We start from the raw sequence: 22,937 nt of genomic DNA, 5'->3' as shown, positions 1-22,937 counted from the left end.
GTGAGCGGTCGGCTAGCTTTCATCAGAACTCCAGGGTGCTCGACAACGACACCTGGCGCGAATCGCCCATCGACACAAAGAACCGGTTGACGGCCGAGGTGTAGTAGGTGCGGTCGAAGAGGTTTTTCACGTTGAGCTGGAACTTGACCTTCTGCCCGTCGAGCTTGGTGTCGTAGGTGGCGAAGGCGTCGGCCACGGTGTAGCTCGGCAGGTCGAAGTCGTTCACCGCGTTGCCGGCCCGCTCGCCGACATACCGGGCGCCCGCGCCGACCCGCAACTGGTCGCCACCGACGATGGTGCCGAAGTCATAGACCGCCGACAGCGAGCCGGTGTTTTTCGCCACGTTTTGCAGTCGCTTGCCTTTGTAGTCCGGATCTTCGGTGACCTCGGCGTCGGTGTAGGCGTAGCTGCCGATCATGCTCCAGCGATCACTCAATTGGCCGGTCAGGTCGATCTCCAGGCCTCGGGAACGCACTTCGCCGGCCGTACTGTAGGTGGTGACCAGCGGGTTCTCGGAGTTGGACACCAGCACGTTGCGTTTCTTGATGTCGAACAGCGCGATGTTGCCGGTCACGCGGCCCGGCATGTCGAGCTTGGCCCCCAGTTCCCAGGACTTGGCTTCTTCCGGCGCAATGCTGCCATCAAGCACGATCGAGCTGCCGCTCAATGGCGCGATGGTCGAGTTCGGTTTGAAGGATTCGGTGTAGCTGCCGTAGAACGACAACTCGTCGGTGTAGCGATACACCAGGCCGGCGCGCGGCACCCATTTCTGACCGTTGCTGTCGGTGTTGGCCTTGAACGGACGGCCCTTGCCGGCGTACTGGTCGTATTCCTGGAAGCGTCCGCCGGCCACCAGAATCCACTGGTCGTTCAGGTGGATCGAGTCCTGCAGGAATACCGAATCGCTGCGCAGCAGATCGGTCTGGTTGCTGTCCGCAGCGCTGACCGTGGTGCCGGCCACTTCACGACCGTAGACCGGGTCCAGATAGCTGAAGGACGGGAACCGGCTCTTCTGGCGGATCAGGTCGGCGCGGTAGATCTTGCGGTATTCGTCATCCACACCGAACACCAGATCGTGTTGCATGCCGGCCACATCGACCTTGCCTTCGAGGCTGGCGGTGGTGAAGCGGTCGGTGGTCAGGGCACCCTGGGTGCCGTCCATGCTGCGGGTCAGCGTGCCTTTTTTCGGGTCGATGGCGGTGATGCGAACCTGGCTGGCGTCGTAGGTTTCGCGGTTCCAGCTGTAGCCGAAGTGGGCTTTCCAGTTGTCATTGAGCTCGTGGTCGGCTTCGAAATGGTACAGGTCCGAACGGCCTTCCATGTCGTTGAACGGCTCGTCGAGGCGGCGACCACGGGGGATGTCCAATGGATGATTGGTGCGCGGGTCAATGGCCGTGCCACGGTCGAACGGTGCAAGAAACTCGCGGTGCTCATAGGCAAACAACAGCTTGGTGCTCTCGCCGAACCAGGCGAGAGACGGCGCGATCAGCGTCTCGCGATGGGTGCCGAAATTGCGCCAGTAGTCTTCATCTTCGTGGTCCAGCACCATTCGGTAGGCCAGTCCGGAGTCGCCCAGTGGTCCGGTGCTGTCGAGGCTGCCGCCGCTGCCGTTCTTGCCGTTGCCATAGCTCGAGCCGCGCACGGTCAAGGCGTTGTATGGCTGCAATTCGGGCTTCTTGCTGACCATGTTCACCACGCCGCCCGGGTCCTGGATGCCGTAGAGCAACGAGGCCGGCCCCTTCAGGACTTCAACCCGATCCACCGAGGCGTTCAGGCCACGGCCCTGCACCAGCGGCATGCCGTCGCGCATGATCGAGCCGTTGCGGTTGTCACCGAAACCGCGAGTCATCACCGAATCCTGGGTGCTGCCCAACGTATTGCCCTGGGTGATGCCGCTGACATTGGCCAGCGCATCGTCCAGGTTGCGCGGCAGCTGGTCACGCAACACCTGAGCCGGGATCACGTTGATGGTCTGAGGGATTTCCTGAAGCGAGGCCGATGAACGTGCCACTGAGGTGGTGGACGGCGGCTGATAGCTCATCGGTTGCTCGACCGCCGAGGTGATGGTGGTTGCACCGAGATTCAGCGCGCCTTCGGTGGGCTGTGGTTCAAGGGCCAGCGTGTGGGCGTCGGTCTGGCGGAAGGTGAAACCGGATTTGCTCAGCAAGCGTTGCATGGCGTGCTCGGCACTCATCTCGCCCTTGATGGCCGGTGCACTGAGACCGTAGGGCGCTTCATCGGTGTAAACCACGCTGATGCCGGTGACCCGGCTGAAGTCGCTCAACGCCTGGGGCAAGGGTTTGCTGGCAATGTTGAAGCTGAACAGCGCACGGTGTTGCTCACTGGACTGCGCAGCGCACGCCACGCTCAACGGCAACAAGGCCAACACCGAAACGGCCAGCGCAGAAGCGCCAAACCACTGTTTAACCGAACCGCCTGCCGCCGATTTTGCCCTGGACTTCATTGCTCGTGACCTGTGTGTAGAAATGCTGCGGATGCGAATGAATCGCACTTTCACCACTACACGGATGTCACTCGGGTTTACCTCACATTAAAATTGAAAATAGTTTCAAAGCCCCTTACGCAACCAGGCATGCCGCGCTATTTCACCTTCACGATGCGCCCTGCACTCTTCGCAGAACCAACGGGTTTGCCTTGTTGATCCATGCGGTGCAGGTAATCGATCAGGCTATCCAGGTCCGTTACTTCCAGATCACTACGATTCACTCCCTGTTTGAAAAGACTGAAACGATCGCCACCGTCGGCCAGGAAGCTGTTCAGCACCACGCGATAATTGCGCTCGGGCTGCACCGGCTTACCGTTAAGACGAACACTGCCGGGGATCACCCGACTGTCCAGCGGGCGCGTGGAATCCCAGCGATAGCTGAAGCCCCTGGAAACCTGCAGCGCATCAAAACTGCCTCCGGCCTTCCATTGCTGATTGAGCAATTGTTCGAGTTGCCGACCGTTCAGGTCGAAGGCGACCAGGGTGTTGTTAAACGGCTGCACCGTCGCCACCTGCCCATAATTCAGGCGTTTGAGACCTGGCTCCAGGGCCAGGTCGCCACGAATGCCCCCCCTGTTCATAAAAGCGATCTGTGCGCCATGCGCCGCGCCAGCCGACAGTTGAGCATCGGCGATCAAGTCACCCAAAGGTGCCTCCCCCGCCGCATTGGTACGTCGAGTGATCGGTGAAGCCGCGATGGCACCGACAGGTTTGAGCAGCACGTTATTGCTGCGTGCTTCAACTTCCCGCTGCAAGGCGAGCATCTGTGGATCGGCTGGATAATGCGCCGGATCGGCCAACAGGTTAGTCGCGTGAATGCCCGTGACCCGATGTTGGCCGGGAGTCACGTCGAGCGTCAGGCGGGTCATCAGATGCCCGTACGAACTGCCCTGAGTCACCAGCAGAGGACCGACCTTGCACAGATAGCCTTGATGGGAATGCCCGGAGATCAGCACATCGACCGCCGGATCGAGTCGCTTGGCCACATCAACGATATCGCCTCTCAGCTGGCTGCAGTCCTGTTTGTCGTAGGGCTCGGGGGTTGAGCCGCCCTGGTGCACCACCGCGACAATCGCATTGACGCCCTGGCGGTTGAGTTCGGGGATCAGCCGATTGATCGACTCGGCCTCGTCCTCGGTACGCAAACCCTGCAGGCCCTTGGCGCTGACCACGGAGGCAACATCGCGCAGGACCGCGCCGACAAAGGCGATCTTCTGGCCTTTAACCTCCTCGATACGGTACGGCGGCAACAGGGTTTTGCCGGTATCGGTGTCGATCAGGTTTGCCGCCAGGTACGGAAAACCGCTGCCGGGATAGTGGGCGCGAAACTGGCAGGCCTTGGTCGGACGATTCGATTCGCAGCCGCCATTGAGCTGGCGCAGGAACTCCGCCTTGCCGTTGTCCAGCTCATGATTGCCGATGGCGCTGAGTTTCATGTCCATGTACCGCAGCGCTTCAAGCGTCGGTTCGTCGGCCCACATCGCCGACAGTGGTGGACTGCCACCCACCAGGTCACCGGCACCGATGAACAATAGCTGCGGATCGTCCTTGCGCAGTTGCGTCAGCATCCCGCCGAGGGTCGCGATGCCCCCGGCCTTGAGCATGCGCACACCGTCAGCGGCCGTGCTGTCGCGAACCGAATACGGGTTGGCCTGCAAGTAACCGTGCAGGTCGTTGATTGCCACGATGTTCACGGCAACCGGTTGGGCTGGCGGCTGAACATGGGCGCAACCGCCCAGCACGGCGACAGCCAGGGCGACTGCACTGAGCAGCCTTGGCAGGGAAAGACGTGACATGAGTTCATCCTTGTTCGCTAGTCGAAATCTGTAGAAGTGTGGTGCTCAGGCCGGTTGCATCGCTTGCGGCACTTCAACTTGTTTCAGCGTAGTCTCCATCCCTGCACGCAGCAGGAGGATTTTCAGGCGATCGGTCATGCGCTCGCCCCTCAGCGCAAAATGATCATCCGTCCCAATAGATGGTGCTGCTCGAACCCCAACACCCCTTGCAGGGAATCGAGCACTGCTTGCGGGTCTTTGCTCGCAAAGCTGCCGCTGATCCGTCGTGCGGCCAGGTCGTCGTTGAGCACCACGATCCTTCCCGGGTAATACCGGCCGAGGTCTTTCACCACATCGGCCAAGGGTGACGTGTAGTAATTGAGCCAGCCCTGACGCCACGCCAGTTGCGCTTCACTGTCGACGGCGTGGAGTTTTGCTGTGCTGCCGGCGCCGTAGGCCACTTGCTGGCCGGCCGTCAGCACCTGCTGCCCGGCGCCCTTGGTCGGCGTGACAGCGACGCGTCCAGAAAGCACCGTCACCTGCGCGCCTGCCGGTTGCAATCGCACTTCGAACTGCGTCCCGAGCACCCGCGCCTCGCCTTGTTCTGCGTCGACCACAAAGGGTTCGCCGGTATGGGTCACGCTGAAAAAGGCCGCTCCGCGACGCAGCCGAACGTGCCGTTCACCGCGGCTGAAATCCACGGCAATGGCGCTGTCTGCATCAAGGGTGACTCGGGATTGGTCGGCCAGGGTCACGTTGCGCACTTCACCCGGCGCCGAGACATAGTCCGCCGCTAAATCATCGAGCCAACGCGATGGTTGCCAGCCGGCACCTATCGAGACGATCAGCAGCAAGCAGGCGGCCATGGCCAAACCACCAGACCAGCGCCGCACACCGGAACGCCTGGAGCGGTTCATTGCATTGAGGTAACCCTGCAAGGCAAAGGCCTCTTCCTCGGCCAGGGTGCGAGCCGGTACTTCGCTCAATTCCCAGACCATTTGTGCCTGGGCGTAGGCTTCGGCATGCGCCGGATCGGCCTGCAACCAACGGCTGAACGTGGCGTGATCGCCGCGGCTCGGTTGGTCGTGCAACAGGCTCAGCCAGGCCAGTGCGGCCTGCTCCTGAGCCGGCGTCGGAGTGACGTTGGCGGTGTGATTCACGGGGCTGTCCCTGGCGTGCGTGATGTGGGGGCCCTCAGACTGGCCTTGCAGGCTTCGAGGGCGCGCATCATGTGTTTTTCCACGGCGCTTTGGGAAAGTCCCATGGCTTTGGCGATTTCGACGTACGTGCGCCCGTGAATGCGGTTGAGCAAAAAAATCTGCCGGGTACGTTCGGGCAAACCGCGTAATGCCGCCTCGACATGGCGCAGGTCATTGCCGGCTTCCAGCGCTGCTTGTGGCTCGACGCTGAGATTGTGCTGTTGCTCGGGCAACCAGCCTTCGTTGAGCCTTACCCGCGCACCTTCGCTGCGCAGATGATCGATGGCAATGTTGCCGGCGCAGCGCAGCAGGTAAGTGCTGAGCTCTTCGACGTGCACCAGCGGTCGGCGCCAGAAACGTAAAAACAGGTCCTGCACCAGGTCTGCGGCAGTCGCCCGACAACCCACGCGCCGACTGACCAACGCTTCCATTTGCGGACGCTGGGACAAGAAGACCTGCAGAAAATACGCGCGACTGTCCGGGCTGTCGGAGCCGTCGATGTTCTGGGATTCGGGTGGGGTATTGATCATCAAAGGTCGACTCAACGTGGTCCATGCCCTACGCAGGGTCAACGGTGCGCCAATATTAATGATAAATATTCTCATGCGCAAAAGACTCTGATGAGAGCTCTCTACTCAGTCGGTCTGCACTGATTGCCGAATGCTGGGATTGGCGGCGCTGGAGCCAGGCAGCTCCCGTGTGATGGGTGACAACAAGGGTCAATACGCGGGGTCAGGAACAGGCGGTTTTCAACGCGGGGGGATCCAGTTGGTCACGAAACGCCAAGTAGTGCTTGAGCACCTGGATCGGCGCCTCGATTTGCGGGTAATGACCAATTCCGCGTAGCAATACCGTGTCCGGATTGGGGATCAACTGGCGGTAGCGTTCGACCATGTGGGCTCCCGACACCGGGTCGTCTTCGCCATCGATCACCCGCATCGCAACGGTGCCCGCTTGCATGGCCTTGACCCACCTGTCCCGCTGCACACGGCGTTGCGGGATATAGTTGATCAGTTTGTGCATGATCCGCGTGCCGCGGTTGTTGTCGATCAGGCTCCAGAAATCGTCCAGTTCGCTTTCACTCGGACGGGTCCGGGGGCCAAAGACCTGTCGGAAACTCTTGACCAGCCCATCCCGACTGAACGCTCGTCCGATCATCCAGCCCAACGGGCTGAGCAACAGCTTTTGCATCAACACCGGCCGATGGGTTTCGGGAAACAGGCCACCATTGAGGAACACACAACTGCCAATCTCGACACGCGCCTCAGTATGTCGGGCCAACAACTCCTGAGCCACGCTGTCACCGTAATCATGCGCCAGCAGGTGCACAGGCTGCCGGACACCCAGATAGTCCAGCAGTGCCTGCTGCAAGTCGGCCTGCTCCAACAGGCAATACTCATGGTCCAGCGGCTTGGCCGAGTCGCCAAAACCCAGCATGTCGCAGGCGATCACTCGATACCGCTGGGTCAAGGGTTGCCACAGGTAATGCCAGTCCCAACTGGCAGTGGGGAATCCGTGAATCAGCAACAAGGGCTCACCCTGCCCGGCCACCCAATAGCGAATGGTCTGGCCACGGAACACAAAGCTCTGAGCGCGCTTGCGCCAGACGCACAGAGGGATCTCGGCGAGTGGCATCAGAGTCTGTAACCCGGGGCTTGTTGATCGAGCTTGCGCAGCAACGCCGGCCAGGCCAGCGCGCCACCCATCCCTTGAGCACTTTTGGTCACGCCGGCAATCATCGCCTTGGCACCTGCGAGGATCTGCGGTTCGATGGCAATCAGTTCAGCTCCACCGTTCTGCGCCAGCACCTGGATCTCGCAGGCACGCTGGAAGGTGAACATCATCAAAAAGGTGTCGGCAATGCTGCTGCCACAGGTCAGTAGCCCGTGGTTGTGCAACATCAGAAAATTGTTTTCACCGAGGTCGGCTTGCAGGCGCGCCTTTTCCTCGTGGTTGAGTGCAACACCTTCATAGGCGTGATACGCCAGGCTGGACAGCACAAACAGTGATTGCTGGCTGATGGGCAATACGCCCTGCTTCTGCGCGGAAACCGCCACACCGGCCGCCGTGTGGGTATGCAGCACGCACACCACGTCGTGACGCACTTCATGCACGGCGCTGTGAATGGTGTAACCGGCGGGATTGATCTCGTAGGGGCTGTGCATCAGCTTGTTGCCGGCCTGATCGACTTTGACCAGGCTCGATGCGGTCATTTCGTGAAACATCATTCCGAACGGATTGATCAAAAAATCCTCAGTCCCCGGCACCTTGGCGGAAATGTGGGTGAAGATCAGATCGTCCCACCCCTGCAACGCCACCAGCCGATAGCAGGCCGCCAGATCGACACGGGTTTGCCACTCGGCGGCGCTGACCTGGTCTTTTACATCGGATGTCGATTGAACGGGGGTTACGCTCACGGCGAGGACCTCTGGTTCTTATTATTTATTTCGTAGGGGTAAACGCAGTCTAGTCAGCTGTCGGGGTTCGTGTAGTTGCATTCGCAGCCAGCTTACTGACCCAACGAGTCAGCAAGCCTGCGGCCGCTAAAAGACGTGAGCGATGTCACAACACCCGGATCGATAGCGGTGTCGCAAACAGGTGCATGTGTACGGTCAGCCGCGCAGCGCGCTGATCAATTCTGCCAACCAGGGTTCGGCGTCAGTTTCCGGGGTCACGCTTTCGCTGGCGTCCAGGCGCAGCATGGGCAGCACTTCGCGCACGCCCAATTCACCGAACAGCTCGCGCATTTGTTCGCCGCCACCACAGAAGGTGTCGCCGTAGCTGGCATCCCCCAGGCCGATCACCGCTCCCGGCAAACCGCGCCAGGCAGCGGGCAGTTGATCGCGAATCATCGAATACAGCGGTTGCAGGTTGTCCGGCAACTCACCCATACCCGTGGTCGAGGTGACGGCCAGAAAGGCTTCGGGAGCGAACGCCTGGACATCGGCCAGGGTTGCACGCGGGTTGTGCCAGGTTTCAAAACCTGCAGCCTTTAGAAGGCTGGCCGCATGCCGGGCGACTTCTTCAGCCGTGCCGTACACCGAGCCGGAAAGAATGGCGACTTTCATTAATCTGATCCTGATGCAGAGTAAAAGCCCCGAATATTAACAGCTGAGGCAAAAAAGCTGCGAATGCCTTGCAATTAGGTCTGATGGCCAGTGGACAGTCCACAGCCATGTCATAGAATGCAGCTCATCATTCGATGCAGAAAGGACTCTCTGATGATCAATGCCCAACTGATGCAACTGGTAATCAACGCTTCAAATGATGGAATTGTCGTCGCGGAAAGGGAAGGCGAAGACAACATCCTGATTTACGTTAACCCCGCCTTCGAAAAACTGACCGGCTATAGCGCTGAAGAAATCCTGTATCAGGATTGTCGCTTTCTTCAGTCAGGGGATCGCGATCAGGCCGCACTGGAGCTGATCCGCGAAACACTGCGTGATGGGAAGTCCTGCCGGGAAATTCTGCGCAACTACCGTAAGGACGGCACACACTTCTGGAATGAACTGTCGCTTTCAACGGTGTACAACGATTACGACAAGCAGACTTATTTCGTCGGCGTGCAGAAAGACGTCTCTGTTCAGGTCAAGGCGCAACAGCGGGTTGAACAGCTGGAAGCCCAACTGGCCGAAGTCCAGGCAGAGCTTCAGGCACTCAAAGCGACAAACGGTTAAAACAAGCTGTCGAATTAATGGTCATTTACTACAATCACCGATGACTTTGTAATTATTTCTTTCGAGCTAACCATGCACCGCGATGCCCTTCTGACTCAGGATGAACTGGATTTCATCCAGACCATGCAGCACAACCCGCAGCTCAACGTTCGCGATGCAACGTCGAGCCTGCTGGTTAATGGGGGCTCGCAAATCCGTGATTTATTGACACGTCTGGCGGCCAATGAGCAGGTCACCATTCAGGCACATTTCGAAAATCAGCAAATGACCTTTCCGCTACATCTGGTGGAAGATGAGTTTCATGCGCTGCATTTGCGCCTGGGCGTACCCAGCATCTACGAGGACGGGCCGATGGTTCGTCCCTGGCGTCTGGCGCTTGAAGAGCCCGTAGCCCTGGAGAACGCCAAAGGCCAACCCGGGACGTTCTGGGTGCATGAAGTGTCGTTCAAAGGCGTTTTGCTGGAAGTACGCAACCGCACCAAGCCGCCGAAAAGTTTCGCGTTGTGGTTCAGCCCTTCAGGCTACGAACGCATTGCATTGCGCGGGACCTTCGAGCGAGAAACCGAACAGGGTTATTACGCCTATCGGCTCAATCAAAGCGACAAGGATGAAACCGAACGCCTGCGTCAGTTCATTCTTCAGCAACATCGCCTGACACATCCCGCACTGCACATCTGAGCGTCAGGTATCGAGTGTTCCCGCGAGAAATTGCTGCAAACGCTGCTGCATCAACCCCCCTTCACTTCCAATACAGCCAATCGATGATCCTGCCAGGCTCTCCTGCGCCAGATCCGCCGAGCCTCCGGCCAGCATCAGGCGGCAATCCAGGCCCATAGCCAGTCGATTCAGACGGCGAGTGAAGTCAGGTGCAGGTGCTTGATTGGAAAACAATACCAGCGCGTGCGGTTGGATCCTGTCACAGACCAGGGTCAGCTCATCAAATGGTTGCCCCAGTGCCAGTACCCTGACACCTACCAGCGCACTGCTCATGTACAAAGCCGTCAATAGCAACTCAAGCTTATGGCAGTGCGAATCAATGGCAGAAACGATCACCTGCGACGGCTGCCCACCTTGCAACAATGCCAGTCGCTGGAGAACTCTGGCACGAAGAAACATATCCAGCATCGCCCACTCACTGGTTTGTCCAAACAATTCATGATGCTGAAGCAATTGCGTCCACAGCGGCATGAAAATGTCCTGGAACGTCACCGTCAATGAATAAGTGGAAAATACCTGACCGTAAATCCGCCCCAACTCCGCATCGTCAAAATTGCAGATCGCCGCGCTGATCTGCGCTTGCCACTGGGCATAGTCGGCCTGAACCAGTTCATCCTGGATAACGCTCGACAACGCCGGGACTTCGCTGGTCTTCGCCAGAATCCTGCCCACCTTGCTGACTGCCACGCCCCGTCCGATCCAGCCAAGAATGCTCTGAACCCGTTCAATATCGGTCATGGAATACAGCCGATGCCCACTTTCGGTGCGTGTTGGCTGGATCAATCCATAGCGCCGCTCCCAGGCGCGCAAGGTCACCGGATTGACGCCTGTCAGGCGCGCCACTTCACGGATCGGGAACAGTTGCTCTTGCTTCTCCAGACGAGAAAATTGCACGGTCTGGGGAGGATCAGTCGTCGTAATCACGAGTTCTTGGACGTCCGTGTCAGATTGGATCCCATTTATCTCTCATCATATTCCTACATTGCAAGAGCTATATATCCGACAATCTATCGAGTGCATTTGAAAAACCAGGAATAATCCTTGCTTGTGTTTAAACGCAGCCCTTTATCCCGGTGCTGCGTTTTGTACGCCTCCTACCCGGAACCGCGTGCTTGTCCTACGGAGATACACAATGTCTACCTCACCCGTCACCCTGATGGTTGCGCGTCGCGTTGCCAGCGGACGTTATCAGGACCTGATCGCCTGGCTGCGCGAAGGCGAACAACTGGCCACCGATTTTCCCGGCTATCTCGGCTCTGGCGTGCTCGCACCGCCGCCCGGTGATGACGAATTCCAGATTATTTTCCGCTTCGCCAACGAGCAGACCCTGCACGCATGGGAGCATTCCGCCTCGCGCACGGCGTGGCTGGGACGCGGCAGCGATTTGTTCGCCCATCCTTCCGAGCATCGGGTCAGTGGCATCGACGGTTGGTTCGGTGCCGCCGGGCAACGTCCGCCTCGCTGGAAACAGGCCATCGCGATCTGGTTGGCGTTTTTCCCGGTTTCGCTGCTGTTCAACTTCGTACTCGGCCCTCTGCTGAGCGACATGGGCCTGCTGACTCGTGTATTCGTCAGCACCCTGGCCCTGACGCCGTTGATGGTCTACTTCTTTATTCCGCTGTCGACCCACCTGCTGGCCGGCTGGTTGAACAACACACCGGGGCGGCCATTGCCCGCTGCACCGTCCACCCAGAATCGCTGAAAGATCGCAGGCTCGCGGTGAGATTGGGTCGTGTGGGTGTGGGGGCAGCCGGAACCTGCGATCTTTTCAAGGCATTGCGCAAGCTGTCGCTGGTATAGTTTTGCCATACCCGCGATGCGAGCCATCCATGACCTCTTCCTCAGCCCCGATCCTCATAACCGGCGCCAGCCAACGTGTCGGCCTGCACTGCGCGCAGCGGCTGCTGGAAGAAGGTCACCGCGTGATCATCAGCTACCGCAGCGAACGCCCGGGCGTGCAAACGCTGCGCGACCTTGGCGCGATTGCACTGTTTGCCGACTTCTCCAGCGAGGCCGGGATCCTGGCGTTTATCACGCAACTCAAAGCCCATACCCAGAGCTTGCGGGCGATTGTGCATAATGCTTCCGCCTGGCTGGCCGAAACGCCTGACACCGAAGTGGCCGCATTCACCCAGATGTTCAGCGTGCACATGCTTGCGCCCTACCTGATCAACCTGCATTGTGCCGACTTGCTGCAGCACTCCAGCCCCGCCGACATCGTGCATATCAGCGACGATGTCACGCGCAGGGGCAGCAGCAAGCACATCGCTTATTGCGCCACTAAAGCCGGGCTCGACAGCCTGACCCTTTCCTTCGCGGCGAAATACGCCCCGAAAATCAAGGTCAACGGTATCGCCCCAGCCCTGCTACTGTTCAATCCCGATGACGACGCAGCGTACCGCGCCAAAGCCCTGGCCAAATCCGCACTGGGTATCGAACCCGGCAGCGAGGTTGTCTACCAGAGCCTGCGCTACTTGCTGGACAACCCTTATGTCACCGGCACGACCCTGACCGTCAACGGCGGACGGCACGTCAAATAGGCCGCCCCCCGCGAGGATGTTCCATGACCCTATCGCTGCCCCAGAATTATCGTGAAATCTTAATAGGCTTGGGCGAAGACCCTGAACGCGAAGGTTTGCTGGACACTCCGGCCCGAGCGGCCAAGGCCATGCAGTACCTGTGTCATGGTTACGAGCAGAGCGTCGACGAGATCGTCAATGGTGCGCTGTTCGCCTCTGACAACGATGAAATGGTGATCGTCGACGACATCGAGCTCTACTCGCTCTGCGAACATCACCTGCTGCCCTTCATCGGCAAGGCCCATGTGGCTTATATTCCTACCGGCAAGGTCCTGGGCCTGTCGAAGATCGCGCGCATCGTCGACATGTTCGCCCGGCGTTTGCAGATCCAGGAAAACCTCACCCGGGAAATCGCCGAGGCGGTGCAGCACGTCACCCAGGCCGCCGGTGTCGCGGTAGTGATCGAGGCCCAGCACATGTGCATGATGATGCGCGGCGTCGAGAAACAGAATTCGACCATGAACACCTCGGTGATGCTCGGCGCCTTCCGCGAGTCGAGCAACACCCGTCAGGAGTTCCTGCAATTGATTGGACGGAGCAAGTAGCAATGCCACAACTTCAACCAGGAATGGCCCGCATTCGGGTCAAGGACCTGTGTCTGCGGACCTTCATCGGAATCAACGAGGACGAAATCCTCAACAAGCAGGATGTGCTGATCAACCTGACCATCCTCTATGCCGCGCAAGACGCCGTGCGCGACAACGATATCGATCATGCGCTCAATTACCGCACCATCACCAAGGCGATCATCGCCCATGTGGAGGGCAACCGGTTCGCCCTGCTCGAACGCCTGACCCAGGAGATACTCGATCTGATCATGGCCAACCAAAGCGTGCTTTACGCCGAAGTCGAAGTCGACAAACCCCACGCCCTGCGTTTCGCCGAGTCGGTATCGATTACCCTCGCCGCGAGTCGCTGACCGTGTCTGGCACATAAACCGCCAGGCTTTTATCATCCGCGCCACGATTTGATAGCACCGAGCCCATCATGACCGAACAACAACGCCTGGAACTTGAAGCTGCTGCGTTCCGCCGACTGGTCGCGCACCTGGACAGTCGCAAGGATGTACAGAACATCGACCTGATGAACCTCGCGGGTTTCTGCCGCAACTGCCTGTCCAAGTGGTACAAGGCCGCCGCCGACGAACGCCAGATCGAGGTCAGCCTCGATGACGCCCGCGAAGTGGTTTACGGCATGCCGTACGCCGAGTGGAAAGCCCAATACCAGCAAGAAGCCAGCGCCGAGCAGCAAGCGGCGTTCGCCAAAGGAAAAACCCATGATTAGGCGCTTGGGCTAGCTTTACAAACAAGGAGTTAAATAGCTTCAGACGCTATGGCTTAAGCCTCTGACTCTGAGTCCTTTCGATAAGGATTTAAAGTCCTGGCCAAACACTGGTCGTGCCAGAAGCGCATCTATGACTGTACAAAGTCCGTGCTTCAGGCGCTCGGCCGGCGTGGTCTGATTACCCTGATCATCGCTGGTGACGCAGCCACCTTCCCACGCAGCCCTTTCCCGAACAGCAACCGAAAGACAACGGGCGAAACACCGCTATCGAAAGCCCAGCGCCAATCGTTCGCGGATGCGTTTCAACACTCTGGCTGGCAAGAGCCCCCTGACACCAACACTTGATCGCACGTATATTGATTTTATGACGCTCAATCACCGAGCATAGATAACGTCGTCCTCTTGGGTACCAAATTCATGGATCGAACCGAACTGGTACCAGCCACCGACTGGGTCGTGCGAAACGCTCAACCAGGGCGAGTTGAGCGAATCGAGGCCTGGTTCGGCGGTCATGGCTACGATCCGCACCGCCACGATACCTACTCCATTGGCCGAACACTCTCGGGCGTGCAGAGCTTTCACTACAAGGGCGCACTGCGCCACGGTATGCCGGGAAACACGCTAATACTGCACCCGGATGAACTGCATGACGGCATGGCGGGAACAGAGGCGGGTTTCCGCTATCGTATGGCCTATGTTGATCCAGCCCTGATTCAGCAAGTACTGGGTGGTGAACCATTGCCATACATTGTCGGCGGGCTGTCGAACGACCCTCGCCTGTATCAGGCCAGTGAATCTTTTGTGCAGGCAATGGATCATCCTCTCGACGCGCTGGAAGAACAGGACGCACTGTTTGATCTGGCAACTGCATTACGGGCGGTCGCAGGTAAACCGCGCGGGCGCAAGCGCCTGGATTACCGGGCTACCGAGCGGGCAAGGGAATTCATCATGGCTCATCTTCACCTAAGCATTACCCTGGAGATGCTTGAGCACATTAGCGGGCGCGAACGCTGGAGCCTCTCCCGAGACTTCAGGGTCTTGTATGGCACCAGTCCTTACCGGTTCGTGACCTTGCGCCGTCTGGATCAATTCCGCGCATTGATCCTGGATGGATTCACGCTGGTGGATGCCGCTCTTGCGGCCGGCTTCCATGACCAGAGCCATATGACACGGCACTTCACTCGTTGTTACGGCGTCCCCCCATCGTCTTGGCTAGAACGCATCCGAGCACACCGTCAACTTGCAGGATCGTACAAGAATGCCTCAGCGCTCCTTCGCTAGGCTGACGACTCCCGTTTGATAGAGGATCCGTCATGCACCACTCCCATAACGAACCGAACTTGCAAGCCATTAACCTGGCGCACAAAGCCTCGCTCATAGATCAGCAATGGAGCCCGCGGGTCGTCGCCGAAATGAACGACTACCAGTTCAAGGTCGTGCGCATCGAAGGCGAGTTCATTTGGCATTCCCACCCTGAGACCGACGAGGCATTTCTCGTGATCGAGGGAAAGCTGCGTATCGACCTACCCCATGGCTGCGTATACGTAGGTCCAGGCGAGTTGTATGTCGTGCCACGAGGAGTGGAGCACAGAACAGCCGCAGAAGGTGAGGCAAGACTAATGATGATCGAACCTCGTGGGATACTGAATACGGGCCATGAAGGTGGAGAGCGCACGGCCAACAACGACATTTGGATCTAAATAGCTGGCGCCGTCTCGCCAGGGTTTGACGGCGCTCGCCTTTCACAAAAGATCTTTGCCAGTCTTGTGCAGCGAATGGCGGTTTTCAGCCCTGGCTGCGTAAAAACGTTTTTGGGTAACCGCAGTGGATGATCCTGGGCCAGTTAAAAACTGTTACCTATGTGCTTGAACCGTTTTGTTACCTATGTGGGTAAGTCATACCGCTGCGATTTTTTTTCAGTCCTTCGGTTGTTGCCGTAACACCAGCGCTGCCAACCCACACAGGGCCAGGGCAATACAGGACACATAAAACGCATCGCTGTACGCCATCAGGTACGCCTCGCGGCGCACGGTGTGAATCAGGCCCTCGATCACTTGTTGTTGAGCGGGCAAAAGCTGGTTGAATACGAACGCCTCGCTGTCCGCCATGCCAATGCGCAGGCGCTCCTGAAGAGAAGGGGAAAATAAGGTGATGGACTCTCCTACCCGCTCGGAATGAAAGCGTTCGCGCAGAGCGACGATCTGCGTCAGCCCGGCAGTGCCCACGGCACCGCCGAGGTTGCGCAACATGGAGAACAATGCGGAAGCGGAGCCTGCTTCACTTTTGGCCAACCCGGAAACCGCCAGTACCGAGAGAGCCACCATGATAAGGGGCTGTCCGATGCCCCGCACCACGGTGGAAGGAATGATCACGTTGGCCGCGCTGTCGACGTTCAGGTGCGCACCGAGATAGCAACCCAAGGCCATGATGAAAAACCCGCAGGCGACCATGACTTTAGGGTTCAGCCACTTCATCAGGCGCGGCATGAACGGCGCCAGCACCAGTTGCACCATGCCGTAGGCAATCAGGCTGATGCCAATTTCTCGGGCGTTATACCCCTGCAGTTGGGAAAGGTAGTTGGGGACCAGGAACACGAGGCCGAAGGTCGCTCCGCCGAAAATGAACATTGCCGCGCTGGCCACCCCGAAGTTGTAGCTTTTGAGCAAGCGCAGGTTGATAAAGGAACGGCTGCCGTACAGCTGTGACAGTACGAAGTACAACAGTGCCACGCCGGCTATCACCGACATCCAGACAATGAAGTCAGAGCCGAACCAATCCTTGCGGCCACCTTCTTCAAGGACAATTTGCAAGCCGCCCAAGCCGACGATCATGGCGCTAATACCGCCCCAGTCGCCGCGCTTGAGCAAGCTCAATTGCATGGGTTTCGCGTCGATTGACCACGCCACCGCCAGCAGCAAAAGAATGCCCGGAGCCAGCTGTAGATAGAAGATCCAGCGCCAGGAATAGGTGTCGGTCAGCCAGCCGCCGATGGACGGCCCGGCCGCCTGGGCAACGCTGTTGGACAGGGCGAACAACGCCATGCCCATCGCAATCCTGCTGGGCGGCAGCTCGGTGATGATCAACTGAAATGACAAGGGAATCAGCACCGCACCGGCAGCACCCTGAATCACCCGAATAATGATCATCACCTCAAGGTTCGGTGCCCAGGAACAGGCAATGGATGCCACTAGAAATACACATGAGCCCACAAGCATCACGCGGCGCAGGGAGAATACCTGCACCAGCCAGGCGGTCAGCGGGATCATCACGATTTCTGCGACCAGGTAAGCAGTGGAAATCCAGGACCCCTCCTCGAAGGTCGCCCCCAATGAGCCTTCGATTTCCGGCAGCGCCGCGCTCGTCACATGGACGTTCATGCCTGCCATGAAACAACCGAACAGCCCTCCGATCACCGCAACCCATGCGCGAAAGGAAACCGCTTTCTCTTCGGCGTCAGTCATGCGAATCGTCCTGCCCGGCTGGGTGGGTGTCGACGGTCGTGATCACGGACATGCCCGGCAGAATGGGGCCGCCGTCATCGTGCTGATCAATCACAATCTTCACGGGAAAACGCTGCACGATCTTGGTGAAGTTACCGGTGGCGTTGTCCGAGGGCAGCAAGGCAAACATCGCCCCCGAACCTGGCGAGAAACTGACTACGTGGCCCTTGAGCTTGCGCCCCGAATAGCTGTCGACACTGATATCAACCGCTTGCCCGGCACGCATGTCGCGCAGCTGGGTTTCCTTGTAGTTGGCCACCACGTAGGCCTGCTGCGTTGGCACCACCGCCAGCAGCGGTAGCCCCGGCGCGACATATTGGCGAGTACGCACCTTGCGTTGTCCCACGACACCGTCGATTGGCGAGCGGATCAACGTATCCTCCAAAGCGCTAGTGGCCAGGCTCAACTGAGCCTGAGCCTGGCTGCGCCGGGCGATCTTTTGCTTGAGTGAGGCTTCGGCCATTTGACGCCGGGTAATGGCGACATTCAACCGAGTATCTTGCTGACGCTGCATCGCCTGGGAAATTTCCACCGCGGCATTGGCCTGGGCGTAGCTGGCAGTTGCACTTTCCAAACGCTGGGCACTGGCGGCGTGTTCGCGGACCAAGCCTTCGTAGCGTTGCTCATCGAGGCTCGCCCGACGCAGCTCGGCATGCGCGCTGCGCAGGCGAGCGTCAGCCTGGGCAAGGCCGGCCTTCTGCTGGGCGATCAGGCTGTCGGTGACTTGCAGGTTGGCCTGCTGCGCTGCCACCGATGCTTCAGTTTCAGCCAATTCGGCGCGCGCCTGTTCCAGCCGCGCCAGATAGTCTCTATCCTCGATGCGCACAAGCACATCCCCGCTCTTGACGGGCTGATCATCCTCCACCAGCACTTGAGCCACGTATCCGGAAACCCGGGGGCTGATGGGAATCCAATCAGCACGCACATACGCATCATCGGTCTGCTCCAGGTAACGGCCGACCGTCATCCAGTACACGCCGAACGCCACCGCCCCGACCAACACCGCGCCGCCTCCCAGCAGGATCAGATTTCTTTTGCGACGCTGCCTACGCTCATGCATGAGCTGCTGGACCACACTCTCATGCTCATCCTGGAAAGCGGTTTTATCATCAACGGCGATATTCATGGCTGGGTACCGGAAAAGGTGAGGGGAGCGTGAGAAGGCGCATCGACCGGGATCTCAGAGGAAGACGACTGCCAACCGCCGCCGAGGGCTCGAAATAGAGCGATCTGGCGCTGCAGCAAACGGCCATCTGCATCGGCCCGCGTGGCCTGCAAGCGGATCAGCTCGCGCTCGCTGTCCAGCACGTCAAGGAAGTCGATAGACCCGGCGTTGTAATTGAGCTGGGCCAACGTGTAGGCCTGGCGACTGCTGTCCAGTGCCTGACTCAAGGCTGCGTGGCGCTGGCGCTCTCCGTCATACAAAGCCAAGGCCTGACGCACTTCCTTGAGGGCCTTGAGTACACTGGCCTCGAATTGCGCCACGTCGACCTGCTCGAGTGCCCGGGCCTGGTTGACCCGTGCGCGATTGACTCGCCAGTTGGGAAACTGCCAGGAAATCAGTGGACCGATACCAAACATCACTGCGCTGCTGTCTCCCAGCTCATGGGGTGTATGGCTGGATGAGGACACCGAAGCGCCAAAGGTCACCTTCGGGTACAGATCGGCCTGAACAATATCCACCTGCAGCGAGGCCGCCCGCAGCGCTCGCTCGGCCTGGCGAATATCAGGGCGACGGGCCAGCAGTTGCCAGCCATCCCCCACGGGAAGCGCAGCATTGAGCTTCGGCACCACTTCACAGGTCGCCGCGCCAGAGCCCTGCTCCAGATCGGCCACACCGGTCAACATCGCCAGTTCGTACAGCGCTGCTTGCCGACGCGCCTCCAGCATTGGCAGAAGGGCCAGGGTTTCCCCCTGCAACGCCTGCATCCGAACATACTCAAAATCAGTCACCACACCGGCCTGACGCTGACGGTCAATCAACGCCAGACTTTGACCAACCACTTCCAGTGAATGGCGCTCGACCTTGGCCCGTGCGCCCAAGGCACAAGCATTCACATAGGCCCGGGTGGTTTGCGCCACGATCGTGACGCGCAACAAGTCTTCAGCATCCTGTGCGGCAGCGGCCTGAACCTGAGCGCGCTCGATGGCGTGCTGAACCTGGCCCCAGATATCAACTTGATACGCCAATTCGAAGCCGGGATTGAACGCCCATTGAGACGGGGCATGGCTGTCGGTGGCCTTGGCGAGTGTCTGGTCATCGGCAGTTTTGCCATAGGCGACTCCCAGTGACGCTTGAGTGGACGGCCAGCGCTCGGCATCGGCCTGCATGATCCCGGCCAGCATCGATTGAACGTGGGCCTGGGCGGCCGCCAGATCGCGGTTGTGCTCCAGCGCCTGCTGCACCAGCGCATCGAGTTTCGGATCGTTGTACAACTGCCACCAACGTTCGGGCAACGCCTGGGCTGAAACGCCTTGGGGCAGGCGGCTCAGGGCATTGATGCGCTCCGGGTGCGGCTGCGCCGGCTGATGAGTCGTCCATGCGGCACAGCCAGCCAAGACAATAGAGGCCATGCCTACAAGCGAAAGACGGCCGTGCCACGCGGTAAAAAAGGGCGAACGCATCGCAGAAATCCAGAGTTCTGAGTAGGGATGCAGGTTATGAGAGCGCAGGACTGCAATTCTCCCGAGTTCCAGACAACTGTCGTTCCGATTGAGACAACGTGCCCTTCGCGACCGCCTTGAGAGCTCCCGAGCCGCAGGCAAGCGCAAGCATGGCCCACGTAAAGTGAGCCATGCTCTGTAAGGATTGTTGACTACAGGAGGAAGCTACGCCGAACGGCAGTGGCTCGGAGTGAAGCCCATGGTGCGCTTGAACATGGCGGCGAATGCGCTGGGACTTTGGTAACCATGTTCCAGTGCCACATCCAGAATCGACACGCCAGAAGCCAACCGCTGCAGGCAGAGAAGCAACCGGGTGCGCTTGCGCCACTCCCCATAGCTCATGCCCAGTTCTTTCTGGAACAGGCGAGCCAGGGTGCGTGAGCTCATGTTGAGCTGTTCAGCCCAACTCTCCAGCTTCGAATCCTGAGATGGATTGTCGATGAAGCCGGCGCACAGCAACTTGAGCCGAGGCTCGGCAGGGATCGGTACATGAGCCAGCACCTTCTGCGCCCTGTCGAGCTCCGAAAAGATCAGCTCGACAATCAGTGCATGGCGCGCCAGAGCACCTTTATCGTCGGGTTGATCGGCTGCCGCTACGATCAGCTCACGCAGCAGCGGCGAAACCTTGATGACTTGACACTCTTGCGTCAGAACGTCGTGGGCGCCAGGTGTAATCAGCAAGGTGCGCATGCGTACCTCGCCAGTCATGCGAATCTCGTGCTCCATACCCGAGGGTACCCACAGCGCATGGCCGGAAGGCACCACCCACGTCGTCCCGGAGACCGAGACCAGCATCACGCCACTGATGGCATACACCAACTGCCCTTCGGCATGCCGATGCGAAGCCACTATGTCCCCATGACCGTAGTTACCGGCGAGCGTCGCCAGGGCTGTACGCGCAGTCATGTCAGCAAGGCACCGCAGCGTTCATTACGCTGAGCAGCCCAAGGCGCGACACGCGATTGACAGCGCTTGCGTTCGGCCTTCATTGGCTCAATCAATGCCTGATTGCCGTCGCGCATATCAAGGCTGCACCAGATAGGCGCAACTGACTGGACGTTGCCGGGCCATGCGCGGTCTGGCGGGTCTACCGTGGTGAAATGCCGATATTTGCTGGGAGGGTCCTTCAGCATCATAGCGCTTCTCCTTTTTAGAACAGTCCGTCTGAGGGCAGGCTCGGCACCTGCCGCCATCGATCACTGAATCAAATACTAAACGAACATGGTTTGACACAAATTGTGTTCTTACACTCAGAACATCAAAAAAATCACAACTTTCACTAAAAATATTAAATTCATGAGTTTTTTATGCTTGATCACGGCAAAAAAGCACAATTTTAATTCTTAAAGGAGGGAGTTCAGCTACATTGCCAGATCGCCGCAGTCCAATGACCGCGAAGCTCTTGTGGTCAAGTGGAGTGCAGTTCCGCACCTTGTGTTTGTGACACTCAAGACTCGTGCCTACGCAAACGTCACGGGTGTCTACACGGAGCAATCAGCAGCCATACGCGAAATACTCCTGAAGCTCCATACACTCTCTCGCCATAACTCAGCAGGTGCTCGGACGAAAGCAAAGGACCGCGTCTGCAAGCTTGCATGTGGTTCGAAATGACCTCAAAGAAAGTAAAAAAAGTTACTATCTGCAACTACCTGAATACACTCGTAAATATCGCATATAACAGTTAAGAAGGATCCGTAAGCGATGACTGATCTGAACACCCTGCGCGCCAGCCTCAAGAGCGGCGAACACGCCTTCGCCGATACCCTGGCATTCATCGCCGCTGGCTATGATTACCAGCCACAAGCCTTCAACAATGGTGGCGTGGAAAACGCCGCCGGACAGAACGAAGGCTCGTGCAAGACCCTCGGCCTGGCGCTGCTGGAAGGCTTGAGTGACGAAGAGGTGCTGCTGGCGTTTGGTGAGCATTACCGCTCTGCAACACACGTGCTGAATGTAAAGCCGCCATCGCGAGCAGGCTCGCTCCCACATTTGAGCTTCATAGCCTGTTAAATCGCGGGCATAAAAAAACCGGCCGAGGCCGGTTTTTTCATTTCAACGATTTCAGAACTTGGCGTTCTGCAGGTCGTCCAGGTAACGCTCTGCGTCCAGGGCCGCCATGCAACCGGCGCCGGCCGAGGTGATCGCCTGACGGTAAACGTGGTCAGCCACGTCGCCGGCAGCAAAGATGCCTTCAAGGCTGGTCGCCGTCGCGTTGCCTTCACGACCGCCCTGCACCACCAGATAACCGTCTTTCAAGGTCAGTTGGCCTTCGAACAGCGACGTGTTCGGGGTGTGGCCGATGGCGATGAATACGCCGTCGACTTTCAGCTCGTCGAAGCTGCCGTCGTTGTTCTTCAAACGTGCGCCGGTCACGCCCATGTTGTCGCCCAGCACTTCGTCCAGCGTCGAGTTCAGCTTCAGGACGATCTTGCCTTCGGCAACCCGAGCATGCAGCTTGTCGATCAGGATTTTCTCGGCGCGGAAGGTCTCGCGACGGTGAATCAGGGTGACTTTGCTGGCGATGTTGGCCAGGTACAGCGCCTCTTCGACAGCGGTGTTGCCGCCACCGACCACGGCCACTTCACGGTTGCGGTAGAAGAAACCATCGCAGGTTGCGCAGGCCGACACGCCTTTGCCCATGAAGGTTTCTTCCGACGGCAGGCCCAGGTAACGAGCGCTGGCACCGGTCGCGATGATCAGTGCGTCGCAGGTGTAAGTGGCACTGTCGCCCGTCAGGGTGTACGGCTTGGCGGCGAAGTCGACGGCGTTGATGTGGTCGAAAACGATTTCGGTCTCGAAGCGCTCGGCGTGTTCTTTCATCCGCTCCATAAGTGCCGGGCCGGTCAGGCCGTGCACGTCGCCCGGCCAGTTGTCGACTTCGGTGGTGGTGGTCAGTTGACCGCCAGCCTGCATGCCCGTGATCAGCAACGGCTTGAGGTTGGCGCGGGCAGCATAGACCGCAGCGCTGTAACCGGCAGGACCGGAACCGAGAATAATCACTCGCGAATGACGTACATCAGACATGACTCACTCCTA

Annotated in this window: 22 protein-coding genes and 2 pseudogenes; 10 read left to right on the top strand and 14 right to left on the bottom strand. The window is 58.8% G+C overall.

Annotated features, from left to right (window positions below):
• Window positions 1–22: 22 nt before the first annotated feature.
• From AC1DIH_RS17195 to AC1DIH_RS17165, 7 genes are all read right to left on the bottom strand, one after another.
• The gene (locus AC1DIH_RS17195; protein ID WP_477772578.1) at window positions 23–2,464 is read right to left on the bottom strand and encodes a TonB-dependent siderophore receptor; all 2,442 of its coding nucleotides are present in this window, start codon (window positions 2,462–2,464) and stop codon (window positions 23–25) included.
• Between the two features lie 137 nt (window positions 2,465–2,601).
• Complete coding sequence (locus tag AC1DIH_RS17190; RefSeq protein WP_477772577.1) at window positions 2,602–4,302, bottom strand: bifunctional metallophosphatase/5'-nucleotidase; 1,701 nt, start codon at window positions 4,300–4,302, stop codon at window positions 2,602–2,604.
• 149 nt (window positions 4,303–4,451) lie between these two features.
• Window positions 4,452–5,441 (bottom strand): FecR family protein, encoded by a 990-nt coding sequence (locus AC1DIH_RS17185; protein ID WP_477772576.1) that lies wholly within the window; start codon window positions 5,439–5,441, stop codon window positions 4,452–4,454.
• Window positions 5,438–6,013: an RNA polymerase sigma factor gene (locus AC1DIH_RS17180; protein ID WP_477772575.1), complete on the bottom strand. Its 576-nt coding sequence runs from the start codon at window positions 6,011–6,013 to the stop codon at window positions 5,438–5,440. Before AC1DIH_RS17180 ends, AC1DIH_RS17185 begins: the two co-directional genes overlap by 4 nt.
• A 199-nt stretch (window positions 6,014–6,212) precedes the next feature.
• Window positions 6,213–7,115 (bottom strand): alpha/beta fold hydrolase, encoded by a 903-nt coding sequence (locus AC1DIH_RS17175; protein WP_477772574.1) that lies wholly within the window; start codon window positions 7,113–7,115, stop codon window positions 6,213–6,215.
• Window positions 7,115–7,897: a class II aldolase/adducin family protein gene (locus tag AC1DIH_RS17170; protein ID WP_477772573.1), complete on the bottom strand. Its 783-nt coding sequence runs from the start codon at window positions 7,895–7,897 to the stop codon at window positions 7,115–7,117. The genes AC1DIH_RS17175 and AC1DIH_RS17170 overlap by 1 nt, the downstream gene beginning before the upstream one ends.
• 195 nt (window positions 7,898–8,092) lie before the next feature.
• Window positions 8,093–8,548: a flavodoxin gene (locus AC1DIH_RS17165; protein WP_477772572.1), complete on the bottom strand. Its 456-nt coding sequence runs from the start codon at window positions 8,546–8,548 to the stop codon at window positions 8,093–8,095.
• 153 nt (window positions 8,549–8,701) lie between these two features.
• Between AC1DIH_RS17165 and AC1DIH_RS17160 the strand changes: the two genes are divergently transcribed.
• The gene (locus tag AC1DIH_RS17160) at window positions 8,702–9,157 is read left to right on the top strand and encodes a PAS domain-containing protein (RefSeq protein WP_477772571.1); all 456 of its coding nucleotides are present in this window, start codon (window positions 8,702–8,704) and stop codon (window positions 9,155–9,157) included.
• Between the two features lie 72 nt (window positions 9,158–9,229).
• Window positions 9,230–9,835 carry a hypothetical protein gene (locus AC1DIH_RS17155; RefSeq protein ID WP_427533728.1) on the top strand — a complete coding sequence of 202 codons (606 nt, stop codon included), beginning with the start codon at window positions 9,230–9,232 and terminating at the stop codon, window positions 9,833–9,835.
• A gap of 3 nt (window positions 9,836–9,838) precedes the next feature.
• On the opposite strand, the gene AC1DIH_RS17150 is transcribed toward AC1DIH_RS17155, so the two are convergent.
• Entirely contained in the window at window positions 9,839–10,798 is a 960-nt protein-coding gene (locus AC1DIH_RS17150) for a MerR family transcriptional regulator (protein ID WP_477772570.1), read from the bottom strand.
• A 208-nt stretch (window positions 10,799–11,006) separates the two neighbouring features.
• Between AC1DIH_RS17150 and AC1DIH_RS17145 the strand changes: the two genes are divergently transcribed.
• The 7 genes from AC1DIH_RS17145 to AC1DIH_RS17115 all read left to right on the top strand — a co-directional run bounded on the left by AC1DIH_RS17145 (window position 11,007) and on the right by AC1DIH_RS17115 (window position 15,437).
• The gene (locus AC1DIH_RS17145) at window positions 11,007–11,576 is read left to right on the top strand and encodes an antibiotic biosynthesis monooxygenase (RefSeq protein WP_477772569.1); all 570 of its coding nucleotides are present in this window, start codon (window positions 11,007–11,009) and stop codon (window positions 11,574–11,576) included.
• A 127-nt stretch (window positions 11,577–11,703) separates the two neighbouring features.
• Complete coding sequence (gene folM, locus AC1DIH_RS17140; protein ID WP_477772568.1) at window positions 11,704–12,414, top strand: dihydromonapterin reductase; 711 nt, start codon at window positions 11,704–11,706, stop codon at window positions 12,412–12,414.
• A 23-nt stretch (window positions 12,415–12,437) separates the two neighbouring features.
• A complete protein-coding gene (gene folE, locus AC1DIH_RS17135) occupies window positions 12,438–12,998 on the top strand; it encodes a GTP cyclohydrolase I FolE (protein WP_477772567.1) in 561 nt (186 codons plus the stop codon).
• 2 nt (window positions 12,999–13,000) lie between these two features.
• The gene (gene folX, locus AC1DIH_RS17130) at window positions 13,001–13,372 is read left to right on the top strand and encodes a dihydroneopterin triphosphate 2'-epimerase (protein ID WP_054593958.1); all 372 of its coding nucleotides are present in this window, start codon (window positions 13,001–13,003) and stop codon (window positions 13,370–13,372) included.
• Window positions 13,373–13,440: 68 nt separating this feature from the next.
• On the top strand, window positions 13,441–13,737 hold the full coding sequence (locus AC1DIH_RS17125) for a DUF1244 domain-containing protein (RefSeq protein ID WP_477772566.1): 297 nt from the start codon (window positions 13,441–13,443) through the stop codon (window positions 13,735–13,737).
• Between the two features lie 417 nt (window positions 13,738–14,154).
• Window positions 14,155–15,018, top strand: coding sequence for an AraC family transcriptional regulator (locus AC1DIH_RS17120; protein ID WP_477772565.1), 864 nt, complete (start codon window positions 14,155–14,157; stop codon window positions 15,016–15,018).
• A gap of 32 nt (window positions 15,019–15,050) precedes the next feature.
• Complete coding sequence (locus AC1DIH_RS17115; protein WP_477772564.1) at window positions 15,051–15,437, top strand: cupin domain-containing protein; 387 nt, start codon at window positions 15,051–15,053, stop codon at window positions 15,435–15,437.
• A gap of 216 nt (window positions 15,438–15,653) precedes the next feature.
• On the opposite strand, the gene AC1DIH_RS17110 is transcribed toward AC1DIH_RS17115, so the two are convergent.
• The 5 genes and pseudogenes from AC1DIH_RS17110 to AC1DIH_RS17090 all read right to left on the bottom strand — a co-directional run.
• Complete coding sequence (locus AC1DIH_RS17110) at window positions 15,654–17,198, bottom strand: MDR family MFS transporter (RefSeq protein ID WP_477772563.1); 1,545 nt, start codon at window positions 17,196–17,198, stop codon at window positions 15,654–15,656.
• The gene (locus AC1DIH_RS17105; protein ID WP_477772562.1) at window positions 17,191–18,363 is read right to left on the bottom strand and encodes an HlyD family secretion protein; all 1,173 of its coding nucleotides are present in this window, start codon (window positions 18,361–18,363) and stop codon (window positions 17,191–17,193) included. Before AC1DIH_RS17105 ends, AC1DIH_RS17110 begins: the two co-directional genes overlap by 8 nt.
• Window positions 18,360–19,862, bottom strand: a complete 1,503-nt coding sequence (locus AC1DIH_RS17100) for an efflux transporter outer membrane subunit (protein ID WP_477772561.1) — start codon at window positions 19,860–19,862, stop codon at window positions 18,360–18,362. Before AC1DIH_RS17100 ends, AC1DIH_RS17105 begins: the two co-directional genes overlap by 4 nt.
• A 204-nt stretch (window positions 19,863–20,066) precedes the next feature.
• Window positions 20,067–20,807 carry an AraC family transcriptional regulator gene (locus tag AC1DIH_RS17095; protein ID WP_477772560.1) on the bottom strand — a complete coding sequence of 247 codons (741 nt, stop codon included), beginning with the start codon at window positions 20,805–20,807 and terminating at the stop codon, window positions 20,067–20,069.
• A 65-nt stretch (window positions 20,808–20,872) separates the two neighbouring features.
• Window positions 20,873–21,037: pseudogene (locus AC1DIH_RS17090) on the bottom strand (2-isopropylmalate synthase); the annotation flags it as partial.
• A 565-nt stretch (window positions 21,038–21,602) separates the two neighbouring features.
• On the opposite strand from AC1DIH_RS17090, the pseudogene AC1DIH_RS17085 reads away from it, so the two are divergent.
• Window positions 21,603–21,836, top strand: a pseudogene (locus AC1DIH_RS17085) (HopJ type III effector protein); the annotation flags it as partial.
• A 126-nt stretch (window positions 21,837–21,962) separates the two neighbouring features.
• Here the strand turns inward: AC1DIH_RS17085 and trxB are convergent.
• A complete protein-coding gene (gene trxB, locus AC1DIH_RS17080; RefSeq protein WP_145022184.1) occupies window positions 21,963–22,925 on the bottom strand; it encodes a thioredoxin-disulfide reductase in 963 nt (320 codons plus the stop codon).
• Between the last annotated feature and the right edge of the window lie 12 nt (window positions 22,926–22,937).

This window comes from Pseudomonas sp. 05N36, assembly GCF_056397385.1.
This window is presented reverse-complemented; position numbering and strand designations above follow the sequence as displayed.